Genomic DNA, 18,175 nt, shown 5'->3' with positions numbered 1-18,175 from the left:
TTCGTAAGCTTAAGCATCATTATATCAAACCAACGCAATAAAAGCTAAGAGATGACAATCGAATGTTTTTCGACAGTCATCTGCTTAGCTTTTTCACGTATAAATAGGAGCCATCACTTAGGGTTGATTTGTTTTGGCAGCAGCCTGTTCAGCGATTTGTATTGCGCGTTTCACCATATTTCCGGCGTCCTTCGCGCGTATGCTTCCCCAGCCCTCTTGCTGCACCGTATCATAAAAACCAAGATCTTTAGCAAGCTCATATTTCAATTCCTCAGACATTACTCCGCGTCTTCTGCGACCCATTTCATTACCTCCATATTCAAATTTACGTCATTCTAATCAAAATATACGGCTGTCACTATTGCACAGGTAGTATGCTTCAAATGACAAGCGACCATACGGAGATGGAAATGGCCGCCTTCTTTTCGCAAAGGTAAATGAATGAATGCAAAAAAAAAGCGCAGATGCGATCTGCGCTAACATGCCTCACTAGGCGATATATATTCTATTGTTGCAAATGGGCGATACGGACTTGACCTTCATCATTGCATACGGTCACTTCCACCGACTCAGTCAGTATGTCCGCATAGCTGTAAGAGACACGCTTAAAGGCATGCTGCTCTTCATCCAGCTTTACAATGAAAACAGAAGGGTAGGTTTCTTCCAACGTACCGGTTCGTTCGATGGTCTTTCGTCGTCCACCGTTCGCTCGAAGACGGATTTTGGAGCCAACATGAGCTTCCAAGCTGCGTTTAATATCCAATAGCGCATTTTTTGCCATTGTCCACTACCACCTCTTTCCTTGTCCATTATAACCAAAAGGAGGAGGGTTGTCAAACAAAGCAAAATATTATATCAGTCGGTATATTTACTTGTCAACGGTGATTTCACCCATTTTTTAAAAAACCATACATAACGAAGCAAAAAATATACATATTAAGAAGTTGATTCAATTTAAACGTAACATTTGATACAAAATTGTGGCGAAAAGGACATGTTTGATTAGACTATTTTCAGCCTGAAAATAGTCTCTATTCATCCCTTCAGAACATATCGTTATCTGTTACTGCTTTAATACAGAGTTCGGTGACGTAATTTTTGGCTTTGGCAGACCTACACGGAAGCTGCCCATTGTCTCAATACCGCCCACGCCGTCAATTCCGCTTATCGTACCATGAATGACATCTGCTAAGTTAATCGTGTCTTTTATGGATGTATAGCTTGCTTTAATCGCTATATAAACAGGATCGAGCGCATGAATCAATATTCGTCCTGGCGAGCTTGCAAAGTTTGAGCCCACTTGCAGCAAAGCTTCGAAATGGGATTGGCAAGCACCTGCAATAACGATCAACCCGTCACGGCTTCTCTCATATTCTCTAGCGACGCGTACGGCATTAACGAAATGTTGTGAGTTTTTATAGCTGCTTAAACTGTACAGATCCATGGGCAAACGGCTTTTCAGTACGCCATCATGACCTGTTATTACGACAATATCCGGTTGAATTTGGGGCAGCAGACGGTAAAGCACATCAGCCATCTGAGACTCATGCACATGGAGACCGTGGGAAGGAACTTGCATCGTATTGTACAGCTGCATGCTCTTCTTCAAATAATTACTATCACCATCAAGGTGAAGTACCTTTCCTGGCACTTCAAAGAATGGTTGAGTCTGCTGCAGCGCATGCCGAATATGCTCCTCATTCTCAACCGCTTGACGTTCCCGTTCAGAATGCATGCGTCTTAATGAATCATTCACTTTAATTCGAACTTCTTGCACCGCACTTGTCGTTTCTGGATCGCGTATGACCGACAAATCAGGAATCGGAGCATCCGCAAGCAATCGGTAATCCGTGCCTTTCAGAACGGCAGTATGTGTACGAATAGCCTCAACCTTGAACAGCACGTCACCGCCATACGATTTGCGGACGACCAGGTCCCCTTGCTTCATGGGTAAATCACCTCTTCGTCTATCCTATGGGCAGAGCGTGCGAATGGTGAGTATTTTATGATGAAACGGCCTAGCTCTACCAGCCGGCCTCCAGCATGCTGCGGCTAATCCGCGCAAATTCCTCGAGCGACAACGTCTCACCGCGTCTTATAGGGTCAATATCGTTGCTTAAAAGCATTTCCGTTAATGCTTCGCGGCGCTCCTTGCCCACGAATGCAGTTAGATTATTCGCCAGTGTCTTCCGTCGCTGTGCAAAGCTGGCTTGCACCACTTTAAAGAAATGATCCTCATCGGGTACATCAACAGCTGGCTTGTCACGCAATGACAGCTTAATAACGGCTGAATCTACATTTGGCTGCGGTATAAACACCGTATGAGGCACCATGCAGACAACCTTAGGCACGCAGTAATATTGAACGGCTACACTGAGGCTGCCATATTCCTTGCCGCCTGGCTTCGCTGCCATCCGCTCCGCGACTTCCTTCTGAATCATGACGACGATATGCTCAAGCGGCAGCTTCTCTTCAAGCAGCTTCATAAGAATTGGCGTTGTCACATAATAAGGCAAGTTGGCAACAACACTTACACCTGTTACGTCCGCAAACTGCTCTTCGAACAGCTTCTTCAAATCAAGCTTAAGCACATCGCCATGAATGACGGTTGTATGCTCCTCGCCCTCCAGCACATCCTTCAAAATCGGAATGAGCCTATTGTCGATTTCGACAGCCGTCACCTTACCAGCCGCTTTGGCAAGCCGCTGTGTGAGCGCGCCAATACCGGGGCCGATTTCAAGCGCGCCCTTCGTTTCATCAAGCTCAGCTGCCGCTACGATGTTATTTAATATATTTTGATCGATCAGAAAGTTTTGTCCCAAACTCTTTTTGAAGGAAAAACCGTATTTCGCAATGATTTCTTTGGTGCGTTTGGGCGTAGCCACCTCTATCGCGGATGGCTTTACCGTTTCCTTGCTAAGCTCACTATGCTCTTGACTCATTCAGCTATCCCTCCAGTTCCTTTTCCATTTGACGGAAAGCTTCCGTAAACTCTGCTTTGGAAATCCGAAAGCTTGTACAGCGCTTATAGAACTGCTTGCCATTCGCATAACCAATTCCGAGCAGCTTGCCTATAACCAAGCGACGATTAGACGCATCAGGATGTACAATCAGACCTGCATCCATTAAGTCTTCCCAGCTAATTTCTCCCGCTTCATCTGCCGATTCTGTACGGAGCTCAGAGAGCGCCGCACGAATAGCTTCAGGACTCGCATTTTCGATGCCGATGTCCCCTTTGTACAAAGCCTTCTCCTGCGGCAAAAAAGCATGCTTGCATCCTGGCGCATGACGTGCAACAATTTTGCGAATGCGTTCTCCTGCATGATCAGGGTCAGTGAATATAATAACGCCGCGACGCTCATTGGCCAGCGCAATCCTCTTCAATACATCCTCACCGATAGCGGAACCATTCGTCTCTATGGTATCTGCATCTACCGCCCTTTTTATTGCAACGGTATCGTCTTTGCCTTCAACGACAATGATCTCTTTGATCACCAAGATCATCCCCTTCTACATAAACTGTATTTGACCCTTAGACATGCAAAAAGAAGAGGCAGTGCCTCTCCTTATGATGGCATATTTAATTGATTATTGCGATAAGATGATGGTAACCGCACAATTAGCTTGCAGTTGGTTTATTCGGCCCCAGCACATATACGGTGATGCCTTTTTTCCTGCCGAATTTGTTCGCAATCTTTGTACTATCAAAGTATACGTCGATTTTGTTGCCTTTAACCGCACTTCCTTTATCCTCAGCGCGGCGGAAACCGATTCCTTCAATATAAACCCACCAACCGATGGGAATTACCTTCGGATCAACAGCTATCGTCCGACCCTCTTGCACCCGAGTGCCTGATGATGTAATCCCGTATTCCGGATGGCTTTCATCTTTGCCTGTTGAAGAGAGGTCTGCAGAATAAGCAGTCAACGTGACATTTTTAAGTACTTTTCTAGCCTTAAACGTTACACCGCTCTTCGTAAGCGAAGTAAAGCTCGGGCTCTTGTTCGAGAGCACAGATACTTTAGGCTCTTCCTTCTTCGTTCCGATGGCGACAACCTGATTAACCGCAGCGGTTTCAACCACCTTGCTGACCATCTTCTTCGATATAAGAATTCCATCCTCGTACTGCTTCTCGATACTCTCTACGATCAGACCTTCCTTGCCGGGTTGAACAAGCTTCTGCTTGCCCGCTTCCAGCGTTGGATCGTTCTTCTTCACAATAGAGAATGGCATTGCACGCTCTGTCTCAGCTACCTTCTTATCTACGCGAACGACGGTTACAGTCATTTCGTTGTCCAAAACGGTATGAAGCGGAGGTATTACTTTATCTTGACCACGAACTGGAATATGTAATTCCTCGATCGCTGCCTGCACTGTTCTCTCTGTCGTATATACAGTAGAGGTCTTGCCATCAGCCTTCACAATTACCGGTATCGCATGAGTCACCTCTATACGATCTCCGTCCTTTATTGCCGCATTAAGCGGTATGGACACCTCATCATGTGGTCCAATTGCGATAGCTTGTTCATCCAGTAGGCGTTGCAGGACCCATTGCTTCGTTTCCACAATGGTTTCTTGTCCGTTCACTACTACGGAGACGCTTTTGACAGCCGTTCCGTACAACAACACCAAAAACATGAAAGTCATAGCGATTGAGATAGTAGCACTCAAAAGAATCAAACGCAAGTTTTCACGCTTCCATCGCAATGCGAAAGACATGCTGGATGATCGTTTCCCATGGGTGTCCTTAACCTGGAGTATTCCCACTTCATCGGTCCTCCTTCATAGCCCCGCCGCCAAGTGTTACGCATGATACAACTGACGCGACTATAGTATATTGGCGTGCGAGCACGCAATCCAGTACTGCTATCGATCCTCCCACCCCCATCTTTTATCCCTATGTCGACAAATTCCCGATTATTCGAAAATAAAAAGAAGCCGTCGACAGAGGATCTGTTTCGTGGCTTCCCGGTTAAATGATTCACTGGGATACAGAAAAATGGATGCACGAGGTTGATCACTCTCTATAACGCTTGCGAGGTTAGCTGACGGATTCGGACAAGAGAGTCGCCCTATTCGTTACACAATGCTCATGGCAATGGCTTCGAAATTCACCCCTGAAGAATTCAAAATACGGTTTCAAAAACCGTACATGGTTCCCCCGCTCTCCGAATGGAGATTAAGCGTAAACTGGAAATCCAATACAAAATTTTATTGCTCTGAGATGAATCATACCTTCATACGAGGTCAATTGTAAAGATACGATAAAAGACGATTTAAGCGAAAAAGCAGGATAAAGCAGGAAAAAATAAGCGATTATCGCTATAAAAATTAGTTTTTACGCGATAAAGGTCTCTATTTCTCATTATTCCTCTCGTTTTTAGACAATACCAAAACATCTTCGACCGTTTTCAGTCGTAATTACGCCTATTTCTTCTACCGTTTTGCCCAATAATTCGGCTGCTGTCTCTGCAACTAAAGAGACGTAAGAGGACTCATTTCGCTTCCCTCTGAACGGGTGAGGAGTTAAATATGGAGCATCAGTTTCGATCAAAATTCGGTCGATCGGAACCTGCTTAAGCACCTCTTTTGGCACCCTTGCATTTTTGAAAGTAACGGGTCCTCCAAATGATATATAGAAGTTCATATCAAGACATTGTTTAGCCGTTTCCCAGCTGCCGGAGAAGCAATGCATGACACCGCCAACCTCTGCTGCATTCTCTTCCTGAAGAATACGAATAATGTCCTCATGAGCATCCCGATTATGAATGACAATTGGCTTGCCCACCTTACGAGCAAGACGAATTTGCTCACGAAAAACCCTTTGTTGTACCTCTTTTGGAGAAGTATCCCAGTGATAATCGAGTCCAATCTCACCAATGGCGACAACCTTCTCATGCGCGCATAGACGTTCAATCCATTCCAAATCCTCTGGAAGCATATCTATACTGTCAACTGGATGCCAACCAACTGCTGCGTATATAAAATCATATTTCTCTGCTAGCGCCATCGTTGTAGGGATCGTTTCACGGTTAAAACCAATATTGACAAGCATATGCACGCCTGCATCCTTCGCACGCTGGATGACCTCGTCGCGATCCTCATCAAATTTTTCCGAATCTAAATGGGTATGTGTATCAAAAAGTAATGTCATGTTGATGTTATGCTCCTTCAATCTAGTTTGAAAAGCTTACGAAGTGATTCCGGCAATCGATGAATATTTTGTTTGAGCGGCTCTTCTGGATAATAAAGATGATATTGTCCTTGATGCAGGCCAGTAATAGAACGAACAATGTCGGATTTAGAGGATATTTCGCTTATATCTTCCAAACCATCTAACAACAAAATCGGCGCTTTTTCTTTCTTTTCTCCTTCTTTTTTATCTGGTCGATATACGTCATACGGCAGGTCAAATGGAAAATCGATTTCCATATGATAATCCGGATTCATTCCTATAGAAGAGAAACATTCGCTAATCTCATTTAGCAGCTCTTCATCCGGGTTTTCAAGCGTAATGTACTTATATAAATGCCTGTTCAGAAATCGTTCACATAGATCGCTTAAAATAGGATCATGCTCCTCCGCCCACTCTGCGAAAGCGGTCTGAACGAGTGCTTCATCCAGCTTCAGATAGTCGTGCACCGTCATCGTGTTCTGAAGCAAGCATTTCAGCTGCTTAGGCATCCACTGAAAGGAGTAGCCACCCACGTAAAGCTCCTGTGCTCTACGAAATATTTGACGTAGAATAATTTCCGAGCTTCTTGTAACCGGATGGAAGTAAATTTGCCAATACATTTGATAACGAGACATCAAATAATGTTCAACTGCGTGCATACCGCTCTCTTTAACTACAATTTGCCCTTTATAAGGACGCAATACGCGCAAAATGCGCTCTAAATCAAATGTTCCATAGTTAACACCTGTAAAATACGCGTCTCGGAGCAAATAATCCATCCGATCAGCATCCATTTGGCTTGAAATCAAACTAACAACAATCGGCTTTGGATATTTTTTTTGTATGACTGCAGCGACCTGAGCAGGAAACTGCTCCGATACAGCACTTAGCACGCGATTGATTTCTGTATCTCCCAAAATGATGTTACATGTCCACTCTTCGTGATCCGTGTCGAATACTTCTTCCAAGGAGTGCGAGAACGGACCATGACCAACATCATGCAATAAAGCAGCACAAAGCGAGACTAGCTTTTCTTCGACTGGCCAGTCAGGATAGCTGTTTCGTTCAAACTGAGAAATAATTTTTCGAGTAATTTCATATACGCCAAGTGAATGTGAAAACCGACTGTGCTCTGCTCCATGGAAGGTCAAATAGGAGGTTCCTAGCTGTCGTATCCGGCGCAGTCTTTGAAACTCTTTTGTATTGATCAAATCCCAAATCGTTTGGTCTTGTACATATATATAATGATGAACAGGATCCTTAAAAACTTTCTCTTCGGTCAGCTGTTTTTTCATAGTCTCTCATCTCCTTTGTTCATATTTTCGACACAAAAAATGATTTTCATGTCGAATAGTGTCGGAAATTAGTTTCCAAATTGTCGAAGCTGTTGTATTCTATTACAGAGTAATATGACCGTACTAACTAGTCAAATACTTGTGAATTCAGCTATCCGGGGAATATTCCTGGTTGACTATTATGGTAATCGTTGGTATTATAGTAATCATAAAAGCAAAAACTATGTCGAACGATGACGAAACGTATTTTGAGAGGGGCAATAATAGATTATGATGAAATCTACTGGTATTGTTCGTAAGGTTGATGAGCTAGGACGCGTCGTTATACCGATCGAATTGCGCCGTACACTTGGAATAGGCGAGAAAGATGCTCTTGAAATCTACGTAGATGGCGAGCGCATCATGCTTAAGAAATATGAGCCTGCATGTATCTTCTGTGGCAACGCAGAAAACGTATCTTATTTCAAAGGAAAAATTGTTTGTCATGTTTGTTTGTCAGAAATGCCAACACCTGTGACAAAATAAAAAAAATAAGTTATACTGTACTTATTAACTTGTTAATTCTAACCTTTTTTATACTCCTTGATACCTTCCTGCGCTTGAACCCGGCCAGGAAGGTCTTTTTTTTGTCTACTATTTCACATATATGATAATCATCTATCTATTTACTTCATTATATACTTCGCGTTTAGGCAAACCTCGATCGAGCGCAACCTTCTTAATGGCTTCCTTACGATCAAATTGTTCCTCATAATGAGCAACATGGGCAGCAAGATCAAGCTCAGACCACCAAATATCTGCCGCTGGCAGCTCACTTGCCCCTTCACCCTCTGATCCTTCCACCACAACACAAAATTCTCCGAGTGGCGGATGCTCCTCAAACCATGCTATACATTCTGAAATTCGGCCGCGGACCGCTTCTTCATGGCGTTTTGTCAGTTCTCTGATACATGCTATTTGGCGATCGCCGAGACATTCCTGAAGTGCATCAAGTGTTTTGTTTATACGATGGGGTGACTCGTAGAAAAGCAGGGTCCCTTTCTGTGCTTGCATATCGAGCAGCCATTTCATTAATGACTTTCGCTCGCGCGGCGGAAATCCAGCAAACAAAAATCGGTCCGTAGGCAGACCCGATATAATAAGTGCAGACAATGCTGCATTCGCTCCTGGAATAGGAATAACGGAAATACCATTTTCAATAGCGTCCTTCACCAGATCCGCACCTGGATCAGAAATAGCCGGCAGACCCGCATCACTAACTAATGCGATGGATTGCCCTTCTAGAAGCAATCTGATCAGCTCAGGGCCGCTGGCTTGTTTATTGTGCTCATGATAGCTGACAATACGAGTTCCAATCTCGAAATGTGTAAGCAGCTTCCGTGTTTGCCTCGTATCTTCAGCAGCGATAAGCTGTACTTCCTTCAATGTACGAATCGCACGGAATGTCATATCTTCTAAATTTCCAATTGGTGTCGCGACCAAATAAAGGCTTCCAACATTTTCTTTGGAAGCATCGGCAAAGCTTTTTTGTATATTCAAACGATCTGCACCCCATTCTCATATACCATTATTGGCGGAAGAAGCTTGATGTCAGGCTTCCCATCACGCATTGCTTCTATTAATACCATGTTTGCTTCTGCATTTGCATGAGGATGCACAAATTGAATCCGCTTCGGCTCAAGTCTCCATTTACGCATCGTTTCCACAATATCAAGCAGACGCGAAGGGCGATGAACCATCGAAACCTTGCCGCCAGGGCGCACCAGCCTAGAACATGCTTCAGCGACATCATCCAGCGTACAATGAATCTCATGCCTTGCGATCGCATAGTGTTCGTTTTCGTTTTGTTCACCTGCTGTTATTGGCATATAAGGCGGGTTTACCGTTATCGCATCATATACCCCGTTACCCGCAATCTTAGGATACAATTTCAAATCCTGCTCAATAACGTTTATTTGCTCCGTCAGCTTATTCAGCATCACGCTTCTTCTAGCCATATCCGCCAATCTTGGTTGAATCTCAACCGCATCAATTTGCGCATTTGTTCTCGTTGTAAGAAGCATCGGTATAACTCCATTACCCGTACATAAATCAGCAATTCGCCCGTGCTTTGGCACACTTGCAAACCGTGACAATAATACGGCATCAAGTGAAAAGCTGAACACTTCCCGGCTTTGTATAATTTTCAAACCATTTTCTGTCATAAGATCATCGAGACGTTCGTTTTCTGCTAAGGTTATATGTTCCGACACGATTTGGGCCGCTCCTTGATTGTATATTTAATAAAAATACCGCCCCTTGCGGCAAGGGCGGCATGTCGTACGGATTCCACTATTTATTAAGAAAGGATAGACAGAATAAACAGTCGCCTTCCGTCCGCAAATGCCCGTAATAAACGTTGCATATGTGGAATCCTTCGTGATACAACCGAGTTAAGTTGTCATGGCCTTCACCAATTGCTGCTCCCGCTTCCGCGAATGCATGGTCAGTGATGACCTGTTCCTCTTTGCTTACTCCCGGTTTAATTCCTTTGGCTGGAGCTGCAACAACTTCATGCTCTAGCTCAGCCTCTCTCTTAAACAACTGACGCAGCTGGTTGTTCTCCTCACTTAGACGCTTATTATCCTCGAGCAGCTCTTTTACCTTCTGCTTCAAGTCCGTAAGCTCCTTATGGAACACACCTACTTGGTTATCCAGCTCATCCATTTTCGCAAAAATATTGTTCTTCTCCAAGTTCCCACCCCAGAGCTTCAAGCGTGAGTGTAACCTCACCCGTGAGAATCGCACTCTGCCGCTTATTTGATGACGACATCATCCATCGACAGTTCTTTCGGTTTACCTGGTGTATCAAATAATTGCACATACACACTTTTGGTGGATGTATTAATACCAGTTACCTTGCCTTCACCATATGAGGTGACTACGAATTTTCCAATTGCCGGAAGTTCTTCTCGAATGCTTTCGTAATTGTCATGCTCATATTTCAGACAGCACATGAGACGACCGCATAATCCAGAAATTTTTGTCGGATTAAGCGATAAGTTCTGATCCTTGGCCATCTTGATCGATACGGGCTCAAAGTCACCCAGCCAAGAGGAGCAGCAAAGCACTCGTCCACATGGACCAATACCACCGAGCATCTTTGCTTCGTCCCGAACTCCGATTTGCCTGAGTTCAATCCGAGTTCGAAATACGCTGGCTAAATCTTTTACTAGCTCGCGAAAGTCAACTCGGCCTTCTGCCGTAAAATAAAAAATAATTTTGTTACGGTCAAACGTAAACTCAACGTCAACTAACTTCATGCGAAGCTGATGACCTTTAATTTTTTCAAGACAAGTAGAAAACGCATTTTTGGCTGCGGCGCGATTTTCTTCAACAACTTTTGCATCCACATCGCTTGCAATACGTATCACTTTCTTAAGAGGAAGAACAACATCCGATTCACCGACTTGCTTCTGTCCCACCACCACTTTACCGTATTCGATTCCGCGTGCTGTTTCAACAATAACATGTTGTTCCTTATCCACGGGATGCTCAACCGGATCAAAGTAATAGATCTTGCCCGCTTTCTTGAAGCGGACGCCGATGACATTATACAAGAATTAGCCCTCCTGTAAGTTTACCAATAGTTGCTCAAATGCGAGCTGAGGCGTAACATTCGCTCGCATACGCTTACTCGCTTCTAACGTATGCTCGATGCAGGACACCCAACCTGCGAACGAACGATTAAATGCATGTTTACTTATCCAATCCAACTGATCTATAAAAACGATGTTGTCCTGCCTGCCGGCCTGGAACTGTATCAAATCTTTAAACCATATAACTAATAACGACAACAGCAGTTGCGTATGCTCTACCAAATCTGTTTTAAATAGCTGTTGTCCAGCAGTGATCATCGCCGCGGTGAATCGGGTCAAACTCTCCTTGCCTAATTGTATCACTAGGGTTCTGATTTCTGCAAACTGATTCTGCTGGAGAAATTGTCTTGCACCGTCTAAACCTGATGTTAATTGAACAACGGTTCGGGCTAAAATAGATGGAGCACCCTCAGCAATAAGAGTTTGCAGCATAATCTCAGGCGACATCGGCAGGAAAGGCACCCACTGCGTACGAGAACGAATAGTAGGAAGAACAGCTTGTCCATTATCCGTAATCAGAATAGCAACAACTGGCGACAACGGTTCTTCCAAAAATTTCAGTAAACTATTCGCAGCCTGCAGCGTCATTTTGTCAGCTTGCTCTATCATATACACTTTGCGCTTCGTCCCGCTATTGCGATAAGAAAAGTCCCGCTGCAGCTCGCGAATTTGATCAATTTTTATGGACTGGCCATCTGGCGCTATCGTCGTTAAGTCTGTCTGATTGCCATGTTCAAATTTTCTGCACTCCAAGCATTCCCCGCAAGCAGCGGCAATACCTGCCGTACAGAACAATGCCTTTGAAAATTCGCGAGCCATCGCCATTCTTCCCGTACCTGAAGGACCATTAAATAAATAGGCATGAGAAATTTTACCGCTCTGCAAAGCATGGGTCAAAATCCGCTGCGCTTTCCATTGCCCCGGAATATTTTCGAAGCTCATCGCCATTCCTTACCTTTCCCTGCTCTCTTATCATCAAAACAATAAATTAATAAGAAGGCCTCGTATCTCACCGATCCTGTTAAGCAAGTCAATTCTTCCTTGCTCACTGTCGAGTAAATCCTCAGCCATGGAGACGAGTGTCGCATCGATCTCATCCAGCAGTTTATATCGTTTAATTCGTCCTCTGCGATCGAAGCCTTTGACTTCCTTCAGCACAACGCCGCGCCGGATGGTGTCCTCCAAAAATTGCTTGATCATTTGACGATAAATTTTCAATTCACGGACAGTCATCACTCTAGCAAGTCGATCACCTTGTCTATGAATGTCCTGCAGCTTCAGTTGAAGCTGCTCTTGTGTGCGATCAGCATCCTGCTGAACCATCACATCAGCAAAGCTTCTTGGCTGTATCTGTTTGTTTGTGGCTTCGTTGTTTGTACGGTTTTGTCCCAATGGTCGAAAGCCTTGATCAATTTTCACCCTATATCACGCCCATTCAGAAATGCTCAAATCGTTCAACAGGCATTACGAATACAGCTGCTCCACCAACCTGTACTTCAACAGGGAAAGGAATATAGGAATCTGTTGATCCGCCCATCGGTGATACAGGAGTAACCAATTGGTCTCTTACTTTGCAATTTGCATTAATGACTTGAAGAACCTCATGTACTCTCTCGTCCTCAATACCAATCATAAAGGTAGTATTGCCTGCTCTTAGAAATCCACCCGTACTTGCCAGCTTCGTTGCTCTAAACCCTTCACGAACAAGTGCATTTGACAGTCTGTTGCTATCCTTATCTTGAATAACCGCGATTACTAATTTCATCTTCATTCCCCCTTGACTACTATTAGAATAGGTTATTAATAACTTGCAATTTTAACCATTAAACCATTTGTTGAATCTCAAGCCCCATAACGACAAATCTCTTGATGCATAGAATTTCGTCTATACTTTAAAGTTTGACATCGGTTGCAAAAAATCCTGCAAAACGCTCATCAATTGCTGATAAAACGTCAGCAAACACCAAATCCGCACTATTTTCGGCATTTACAAGCACGATTCGTTCCGGGTTCTGCTGCAACAGCTTCATATAGCCTTCTCGCACCTTCTCATGGAAAGACTGCTTCTCTAGGTCTAAACGATTGATTTCTCTCTCTGATGCTTGTGCGATACGTCCGAGACCTACTTCCGGAGACACATCCATGTAGATCGTCAAATCAGGCATCACTTCTTTAATCGCGAATTGATTGATGGCCCAGACCTCATCTATCCCAAGCCCACGCGCATAACCTTGATAAGCCAAGCTGCTATCTACGAAGCGGTCACAAATAACAAACTCGCCTTTCTCCAGTGCTGGAACGACCTTCTCCACCAAATGCTGTCTTCTCGCAGCTGCATACAGCAGTGCTTCTGTTCTTGCATCCATTGCAGTATTCTCGCGATCCAATATAACGGCGCGAATCTGTTCTGCAATGGGAATGCCTCCTGGTTCTCTCGTCGTCGTGATCGACTTTCCCCTTTGAAGCATTATATTCGTCAATTGTTCAATCAGTGTCGATTTGCCGGCTCCTTCGCCGCCTTCTATGGTAATGAATACACCTTTTTTCAAACTAAGGCTTCTCCTAACGTTATGTTAACTATACTTTCTTCTATATTAACAAAGCGGTACTCCTAGTACAATGAACATTTACTTCAAGTTCATAATCGTTCTGCTTTTCAGCTTATTCAGGGTAAACAGCTATGGTATTCATCATTCCATCAGCAGCACCTTGAAACTTTGCACCCATCTCGGCAAGCTGTTGTATATGCTCAATTAACTCTGCCGTGATTCTCTCTCCTGGATACAAAATAGCGATGCCAGGCGGATAAGGTATGACCATCTCTGCTGATATATGATGTACAGCATCTTTCAGCTGTATTCGCTCACTTGATTTGTTCTTAAACCTAGATCTCGCAAACGAAACAGGCTCTGATATCAAGCGGCTCTCATGGCATGTAATTATTGAAGCTGCTGGCAGCGCACACCCCTCTTTATCATCAGCCATCAGCCCATCAGAATTTTTATTTGTCGTAGCATTGGACTCAAGTGCCTCAACAGCCTCCTGCAGCCTCTTTATCTCCTCTAATGATGTCTGAATACCGACAACAAGTACAATATACTTAGGATCTGCCATCTCAGCAAAACAGCCATGCTGCTCCATATGCTTCAGCAGCTCATAACCGGTTCGCTTACCGCTAGAATCGTATAACACTAGTCGCAGCGGATCTGATCGCAAGTCTGATTCGCTATTTCCATCGATTTTCATCTCCCGTATAACGGATGAGTGACGATGCAGCCACTGACGGAAAAACGCCGCTGATTCAAGACTTTGTTTAAAAAGATCAGTACCCAAAGCATCAATCATTGCTCGGGAAATATCTATTGAAGCCAAAATCGGAAACGACGGGCTTGAGCTTTGAATCATCGCAAGCGACTGACGCAGCAATTCCCTTGATATTCTGTTGCCTTGAATGTGAAGAAGCGCCCCCATCGTAAGTGTCGGCAATGTTTTATGCGCTGACTGTACAACGCCGTCTGCTCCCTCTGACATTGCCGACAGCGGAAAAGCTGGCTCCAAGCCATAATGCGCACCATGTGCTTCATCTATGAAAATCGGCTTATTATACCGATGGACAGTCTCAACATATGATTTAAGTTTCACACTAATACCGTAATAATTCGGGTTAGTCAAAAAGACAGCTTTTGCATCAGGATATTGAATAAGCGCTTCTTCCACTTGCTGTACAGAAGGAATCGTTGCTAACCCCGATAACGGTTCAATCTGAGGCGAGAGGAACACTGCTTTAGCCCCAGCAAGCTTCAAACCATTTATAATGGATTTATGTACATTCCGTTGAACGATAACAATATCATCTGGATCACATGCAGCGAGCAGCAGCGCCATATTACCAGAGGTGCTTCCTCCAACCAAAAAGTAAGTCTCCTCTGAACCAAATGTTTTTGCAGCCAATTGCTGTGCTTCTTTAATAGAAGCTACAGGATGATGCAAATCGTCGGTTGATGAGATTTCAGTTAAATCAAGCTGCATTATTTTATAAAAATAATCGACTACATCATCATTTAATTGATCATTCCATGATGGTTGCTTAAGTGCTTGTCCCCCATGATGGCCGGGTACGTGAAATCCGACTGGCTTAGTACGGGTATGATTCACAAGCGCTTCAAATAACGGAGCAATAAAGGGCTTCATTGTTTAAGTACAATCCTCTCCAGTAAACATTCATTCCTATTTCTATTATATATAATATTCAATAAACACTACAAAAAAAGAGCAGCTTCTGTAATCAGAAACCGCTCATGCATTTTTACCCAAAAATATTTGCTTCATTTGATTAATGAAAAAAGGGTATTTGGCATCTTTAACATCTGTTCTTATCATTTCCGCTTCACAGGTATCACAGATAAAACCGGTCACTATCCGAATACCCTGACCTTCAGCCTTTTCCTCGTTACAAATAATACACTGATACTCGCGATTATCGTCCATAACAATCCCCGCTTTCTGATCGTCCCTTATTAACTATTATTATGACACATAGTCTATCTATTTATACTTGTTTCATAGCGCATTTCAAATATTTATATATCGTATGCCCCGTATGGGCTAATGGTTACAGCATATGTAAAAATGTTTCATAAAGCTATGGACAGAATGCTTGTAAATACCGATATAGTTAACGAGAGTCACAGTATCTCTGAGAAGGAAAGGAAAAGTAAATATGCGTCAAAAATTATCCGAACAACAAAATGCTACAATTTATCAATATCAGCTTGTAAAACGAAAAATCATTCGCCCTGAGCTTATTCAGAGCCATTTGCTTATTGCAGCCGTATTATTGGCTTTCCAAATGCTCATGTATGAAATGGATGGTCTATTTTCATGGCTTTTCGGCTTTGCAGTCGTACAAATCATCCATATCGCGATTATACTGCTTACATTTATCCGAGTGGACGAAGCAGCAGATAGGCAATGGGTCTGGCGTATTACACCGCCATGGATTGGATTTAAACCAGCTAATGATATCAAGCTGTTCCTATTTCGCCGAGTTCATCGTCATATGTTCTGGATCGGCCTTTGTGCCATTGCGCTTCTATATCCATGGATCAAAGAATCATTGATGATTAGCATTGTAAGTTGGCACCTATGGCTGCTGATCCCGCGTATGCTTCTGTCCTTCTCTTTCCGTAAGGAGCAGAAGGACGGCGTACTTAGGCTTCAGTCTAGAGAAGCATCTTATTATCGCAGATAACAAAGAGGCCTTAGAAGCTCATACAGAGCGTTCTAAGGCCTCAATTTTTAATCTAAATTAGACACGGAAGAAACAAAAAACCTATCGCATCACATGCGATAGGTCTCTCGTGCTTGGCGACGTCCTACTCTCCCAAGACCCTGCGGTCTAAGTACCATCGGCGCTGAAGGGCTTAACGGTCGTGTTCGGTATGGGAACGCGTGGTTCACCTCCGCCATCGCCACCAAACGTAGCGTGTTGCACGCTGAAAACTGGATACGAAAGATTAGGCTTGCTGAAGCCTTTATGCTGCTGTCTACTGGATGTATGGGTCACAGTAAACGTGTTTAGGATAAGCCCTCGACCGATTAGTATTCGTCAGCTACACACATTGCTGTGCTTCCACCCCGAACCTATCAACCTCGTCGTCTTCAAGGGGTCTTACATACTGGGAAATCTCATCTTGAGGGGGGCTTCACGCTTAGATGCTTTCAGCGCTTATCCCGTCCGTACTTGGCTACCCAGCGGTGCTCCTGGCGGAACAACTGGTACACCAGCGGTACGTCCATCCCGGTCCTCTCGTACTAAGGACAGCTCCTCTCAAATTTCCTGCGCCCGCGACAGATAGGGACCGAACTGTCTCACGACGTTCTGAACCCAGCTCGCGTACCGCTTTAATGGGCGAACAGCCCAACCCTTGGGACCTACTTCAGCCCCAGGATGCGATGAGCCGACATCGAGGTGCCAAACCTCCCCGTCGATGTGGACTCTTGGGGGAGATAAGCCTGTTATCCCCAGGGTAGCTTTTATCCGTTGAGCGATGGCCCTTCCATTCGGTACCACCGGATCACTAAGCCCTACTTTCGTACCTGCTCGACTTGTAGGTCTCGCAGTCAAGCTCCCTTATGCCTTTGCACTCTTCGAATGATTTCCAACCATTCTGAGGGAACCTTTGGGCGCCTCCGTTACATTTTAGGAGGCGACCGCCCCAGTCAAACTGTCCACCTGACACGGTCCCCGAACCGGTTTCACGGTTCTAGGTTAGAACTCCGATACGATCAGGGTGGTATCCCAACGTTGCCTCCACACAAGCTGGCGCTCATGCTTCAAAGGCTCCCACCTATCCTGTACAGATCGTACCAAAGTTCAATATCAAGTTACAGTAAAGCTCCATGGGGTCTTTCCGTCTTGTCGCGGGTAACCTGCATCTTCACAGGTATTAAAATTTCACCGGATCTCTCGTTGAGACAGCGCCCAAGTCGTTACGCCATTCGTGCGGGTCAGAATTTACCTGACAAGGAATTTCGCTACCTTAGGACCGTTATAGTTACGGCCGCCGTTTACTGGGGCTTCGGTTCACAGCTTCGGGTTACCCCTAACCGCTCCCCTTAACCTTCCAGCACCGGGCAGGCGTCAGCCCGTATACTTCGCCTTACGGCTTCGCACAGACCTGTGTTTTTGCTAAACAGTCGCTTGGGCCTTTTCACTGCGGCCCCCTCGGGCTATTCACCCTACCGAGGCACCCCTTCTCCCGAAGTTACGGGGTCATTTTGCCGAGTTCCTTAACGAGAGTTCTTCCGCGCGCCTTAGCATGCTCTGCTCGCCTACCTGTGTCGGTTTGCGGTACGGGCACCTAGATCTCACTAGAGGCTTTTCTTGACAGCCGGAGTACATGACCTTCGCTACTGCAATTTTCGCTCCCCATCACAGCCCAGCCTTCATGATCGACGGATTTGCCTATCGATCAGCCTCACTGCTTGGACGGACTATTCCATCAGTCCGCGTCACTGCCCTTCTGTGTCACCCCATTGCTCAAACAATCTTCGGTGGTACAGG

The 18,175-nt window shown here is 44.7% G+C and carries 20 protein-coding genes, 2 rRNA genes and 1 riboswitch (1 of these 23 cut by a window edge); of the genes, 2 read left to right on the top strand and 20 right to left on the bottom strand.

Annotated elements, in window-relative coordinates; all coding sequences use genetic code 11:
* Positions 1-117: 117 nt before the first annotated feature.
* The 8 genes from MHH56_RS00165 to MHH56_RS00130 all read right to left on the bottom strand — a co-directional run bounded on the left by MHH56_RS00165 (position 118) and on the right by MHH56_RS00130 (position 7,471).
* Positions 118-303, bottom strand: coding sequence for a small, acid-soluble spore protein, alpha/beta type (locus MHH56_RS00165; protein ID WP_054025797.1), 186 nt, complete (start codon positions 301-303; stop codon positions 118-120).
* 202 nt (positions 304-505) lie between these two features.
* Positions 506-781: a Veg family protein gene (locus tag MHH56_RS00160; RefSeq protein ID WP_053373389.1), complete on the bottom strand. Its 276-nt coding sequence runs from the start codon at positions 779-781 to the stop codon at positions 506-508.
* Between the two features lie 282 nt (positions 782-1,063).
* A complete protein-coding gene (yabG, locus tag MHH56_RS00155) occupies positions 1,064-1,948 on the bottom strand; it encodes a sporulation peptidase YabG (protein ID WP_076271274.1) in 885 nt (294 codons plus the stop codon).
* Positions 1,949-2,024: 76 nt separating this feature from the next.
* Entirely contained in the window at positions 2,025-2,942 is a 918-nt protein-coding gene (gene rsmA, locus MHH56_RS00150; protein ID WP_076271273.1) for a 16S rRNA (adenine(1518)-N(6)/adenine(1519)-N(6))-dimethyltransferase RsmA, read from the bottom strand.
* Positions 2,943-2,946: 4 nt separating this feature from the next.
* The gene (rnmV, locus tag MHH56_RS00145) at positions 2,947-3,495 is read right to left on the bottom strand and encodes a ribonuclease M5 (RefSeq protein ID WP_076271272.1); all 549 of its coding nucleotides are present in this window, start codon (positions 3,493-3,495) and stop codon (positions 2,947-2,949) included.
* Between the two features lie 124 nt (positions 3,496-3,619).
* Complete coding sequence (locus tag MHH56_RS00140; RefSeq protein ID WP_339205860.1) at positions 3,620-4,768, bottom strand: ubiquitin-like domain-containing protein; 1,149 nt, start codon at positions 4,766-4,768, stop codon at positions 3,620-3,622.
* A 248-nt stretch (positions 4,769-5,016) separates the two neighbouring features.
* Positions 5,017-5,197: riboswitch (cyclic di-AMP (ydaO/yuaA leader) on the bottom strand.
* Positions 5,198-5,381: 184 nt separating this feature from the next.
* Positions 5,382-6,155 carry a TatD family hydrolase gene (locus tag MHH56_RS00135; RefSeq protein WP_076271270.1) on the bottom strand — a complete coding sequence of 258 codons (774 nt, stop codon included), beginning with the start codon at positions 6,153-6,155 and terminating at the stop codon, positions 5,382-5,384.
* A gap of 17 nt (positions 6,156-6,172) precedes the next feature.
* Positions 6,173-7,471, bottom strand: a complete 1,299-nt coding sequence (locus MHH56_RS00130) for an HD domain-containing protein (protein ID WP_339205857.1) — start codon at positions 7,469-7,471, stop codon at positions 6,173-6,175.
* A 270-nt stretch (positions 7,472-7,741) separates the two neighbouring features.
* Here MHH56_RS00130 and MHH56_RS00125 point away from each other — a divergent pair, with 270 nt between their 5' ends.
* On the top strand, positions 7,742-7,996 hold the full coding sequence (locus MHH56_RS00125; protein WP_054025791.1) for an AbrB/MazE/SpoVT family DNA-binding domain-containing protein: 255 nt from the start codon (positions 7,742-7,744) through the stop codon (positions 7,994-7,996).
* 132 nt (positions 7,997-8,128) lie between these two features.
* Here the strand turns inward: MHH56_RS00125 and rsmI are convergent, their stop codons facing one another.
* From rsmI to MHH56_RS00075, 10 genes are all read right to left on the bottom strand, one after another.
* The gene (rsmI, locus tag MHH56_RS00120; RefSeq protein WP_339205854.1) at positions 8,129-9,010 is read right to left on the bottom strand and encodes a 16S rRNA (cytidine(1402)-2'-O)-methyltransferase; all 882 of its coding nucleotides are present in this window, start codon (positions 9,008-9,010) and stop codon (positions 8,129-8,131) included.
* On the bottom strand, positions 9,007-9,675 hold the full coding sequence (locus tag MHH56_RS00115; protein ID WP_076271322.1) for a tRNA1(Val) (adenine(37)-N6)-methyltransferase: 669 nt from the start codon (positions 9,673-9,675) through the stop codon (positions 9,007-9,009). Before MHH56_RS00115 ends, rsmI begins: the two co-directional genes overlap by 4 nt.
* A gap of 127 nt (positions 9,676-9,802) precedes the next feature.
* On the bottom strand, positions 9,803-10,204 hold the full coding sequence (locus MHH56_RS00110; protein WP_076271267.1) for a DNA replication initiation control protein YabA: 402 nt from the start codon (positions 10,202-10,204) through the stop codon (positions 9,803-9,805).
* A gap of 62 nt (positions 10,205-10,266) precedes the next feature.
* The gene (locus MHH56_RS00105; RefSeq protein WP_053373398.1) at positions 10,267-11,070 is read right to left on the bottom strand and encodes a stage 0 sporulation family protein; all 804 of its coding nucleotides are present in this window, start codon (positions 11,068-11,070) and stop codon (positions 10,267-10,269) included.
* A gap of 3 nt (positions 11,071-11,073) precedes the next feature.
* A complete protein-coding gene (gene holB / locus MHH56_RS00100; RefSeq protein ID WP_076271266.1) occupies positions 11,074-12,051 on the bottom strand; it encodes a DNA polymerase III subunit delta' in 978 nt (325 codons plus the stop codon).
* 33 nt (positions 12,052-12,084) lie between these two features.
* The gene (locus MHH56_RS00095; protein WP_076271265.1) at positions 12,085-12,528 is read right to left on the bottom strand and encodes a YaaR family protein; all 444 of its coding nucleotides are present in this window, start codon (positions 12,526-12,528) and stop codon (positions 12,085-12,087) included.
* A 16-nt stretch (positions 12,529-12,544) separates the two neighbouring features.
* Positions 12,545-12,874: a cyclic-di-AMP receptor gene (locus tag MHH56_RS00090; RefSeq protein ID WP_054025787.1), complete on the bottom strand. Its 330-nt coding sequence runs from the start codon at positions 12,872-12,874 to the stop codon at positions 12,545-12,547.
* A gap of 127 nt (positions 12,875-13,001) precedes the next feature.
* On the bottom strand, positions 13,002-13,658 hold the full coding sequence (gene tmk / locus MHH56_RS00085; protein WP_339205851.1) for a dTMP kinase: 657 nt from the start codon (positions 13,656-13,658) through the stop codon (positions 13,002-13,004).
* Between the two features lie 112 nt (positions 13,659-13,770).
* Positions 13,771-15,300 (bottom strand): aminotransferase class I/II-fold pyridoxal phosphate-dependent enzyme, encoded by a 1,530-nt coding sequence (locus MHH56_RS00080; protein ID WP_339205849.1) that lies wholly within the window; start codon positions 15,298-15,300, stop codon positions 13,771-13,773.
* Between the two features lie 105 nt (positions 15,301-15,405).
* A complete protein-coding gene (locus tag MHH56_RS00075) occupies positions 15,406-15,597 on the bottom strand; it encodes a sigma factor G inhibitor Gin (RefSeq protein WP_339205847.1) in 192 nt (63 codons plus the stop codon).
* 232 nt (positions 15,598-15,829) lie between these two features.
* Between MHH56_RS00075 and MHH56_RS00070 the strand changes: the two genes are divergently transcribed.
* Complete coding sequence (locus MHH56_RS00070; RefSeq protein ID WP_076271261.1) at positions 15,830-16,360, top strand: hypothetical protein; 531 nt, start codon at positions 15,830-15,832, stop codon at positions 16,358-16,360.
* 111 nt (positions 16,361-16,471) lie between these two features.
* Here the strand turns inward: MHH56_RS00070 and rrf are convergent.
* Both rrf and MHH56_RS00060 read right to left on the bottom strand, forming a co-directional pair.
* A 5S ribosomal RNA gene (gene rrf, locus MHH56_RS00065) occupies positions 16,472-16,588 on the bottom strand.
* 99 nt (positions 16,589-16,687) lie between these two features.
* Positions 16,688-18,175, bottom strand: a 23S ribosomal RNA gene (locus tag MHH56_RS00060); it runs 1,445 nt beyond the window's last position.

This window comes from Paenibacillus sp. FSL K6-3182, from assembly GCF_037976325.1.
In the GTDB taxonomy this organism is placed as follows: Bacteria; Bacillota; Bacilli; order Paenibacillales; family Paenibacillaceae; genus Pristimantibacillus.
Note: the sequence above shows the minus strand (reverse complement) of the source record. Positions and strands in the feature narration are given on the sequence as shown.

Bases quoted from the DNA above. Each gene is read 5' to 3' on its own strand.
- MHH56_RS00165 (WP_054025797.1), bottom strand. From the start codon at position 303: ATGGGTCGCAGAAGACGCGGAGTAATGTCTGAGGAATTGAAATATGAG.
- MHH56_RS00160 (WP_053373389.1), bottom strand. From the start codon at position 781: ATGGCAAAAAATGCGCTATTGGATATTAAACGCAGCTTGGAAGCTCAT.
- yabG (WP_076271274.1), bottom strand. From the start codon at position 1,948: ATGAAGCAAGGGGACCTGGTCGTCCGCAAATCGTATGGCGGTGACGTG.
- rsmA (WP_076271273.1), bottom strand. From the start codon at position 2,942: ATGAGTCAAGAGCATAGTGAGCTTAGCAAGGAAACGGTAAAGCCATCC.
- MHH56_RS00135 (WP_076271270.1), bottom strand. From the start codon at position 6,155: ATGACATTACTTTTTGATACACATACCCATTTAGATTCGGAAAAATTT.
- MHH56_RS00130 (WP_339205857.1), bottom strand. From the start codon at position 7,471: ATGAAAAAACAGCTGACCGAAGAGAAAGTTTTTAAGGATCCTGTTCAT.
- MHH56_RS00125 (WP_054025791.1), top strand. From the start codon at position 7,742: ATGATGAAATCTACTGGTATTGTTCGTAAGGTTGATGAGCTAGGACGC.
- MHH56_RS00115 (WP_076271322.1), bottom strand. From the start codon at position 9,675: ATGACAGAAAATGGTTTGAAAATTATACAAAGCCGGGAAGTGTTCAGC.
- holB (WP_076271266.1), bottom strand. From the start codon at position 12,051: ATGAGCTTCGAAAATATTCCGGGGCAATGGAAAGCGCAGCGGATTTTG.
- MHH56_RS00090 (WP_054025787.1), bottom strand. From the start codon at position 12,874: ATGAAATTAGTAATCGCGGTTATTCAAGATAAGGATAGCAACAGACTG.
- MHH56_RS00080 (WP_339205849.1), bottom strand. From the start codon at position 15,300: ATGAAGCCCTTTATTGCTCCGTTATTTGAAGCGCTTGTGAATCATACC.
- MHH56_RS00075 (WP_339205847.1), bottom strand. From the start codon at position 15,597: ATGGACGATAATCGCGAGTATCAGTGTATTATTTGTAACGAGGAAAAG.
- MHH56_RS00070 (WP_076271261.1), top strand. From the start codon at position 15,830: ATGCGTCAAAAATTATCCGAACAACAAAATGCTACAATTTATCAATAT.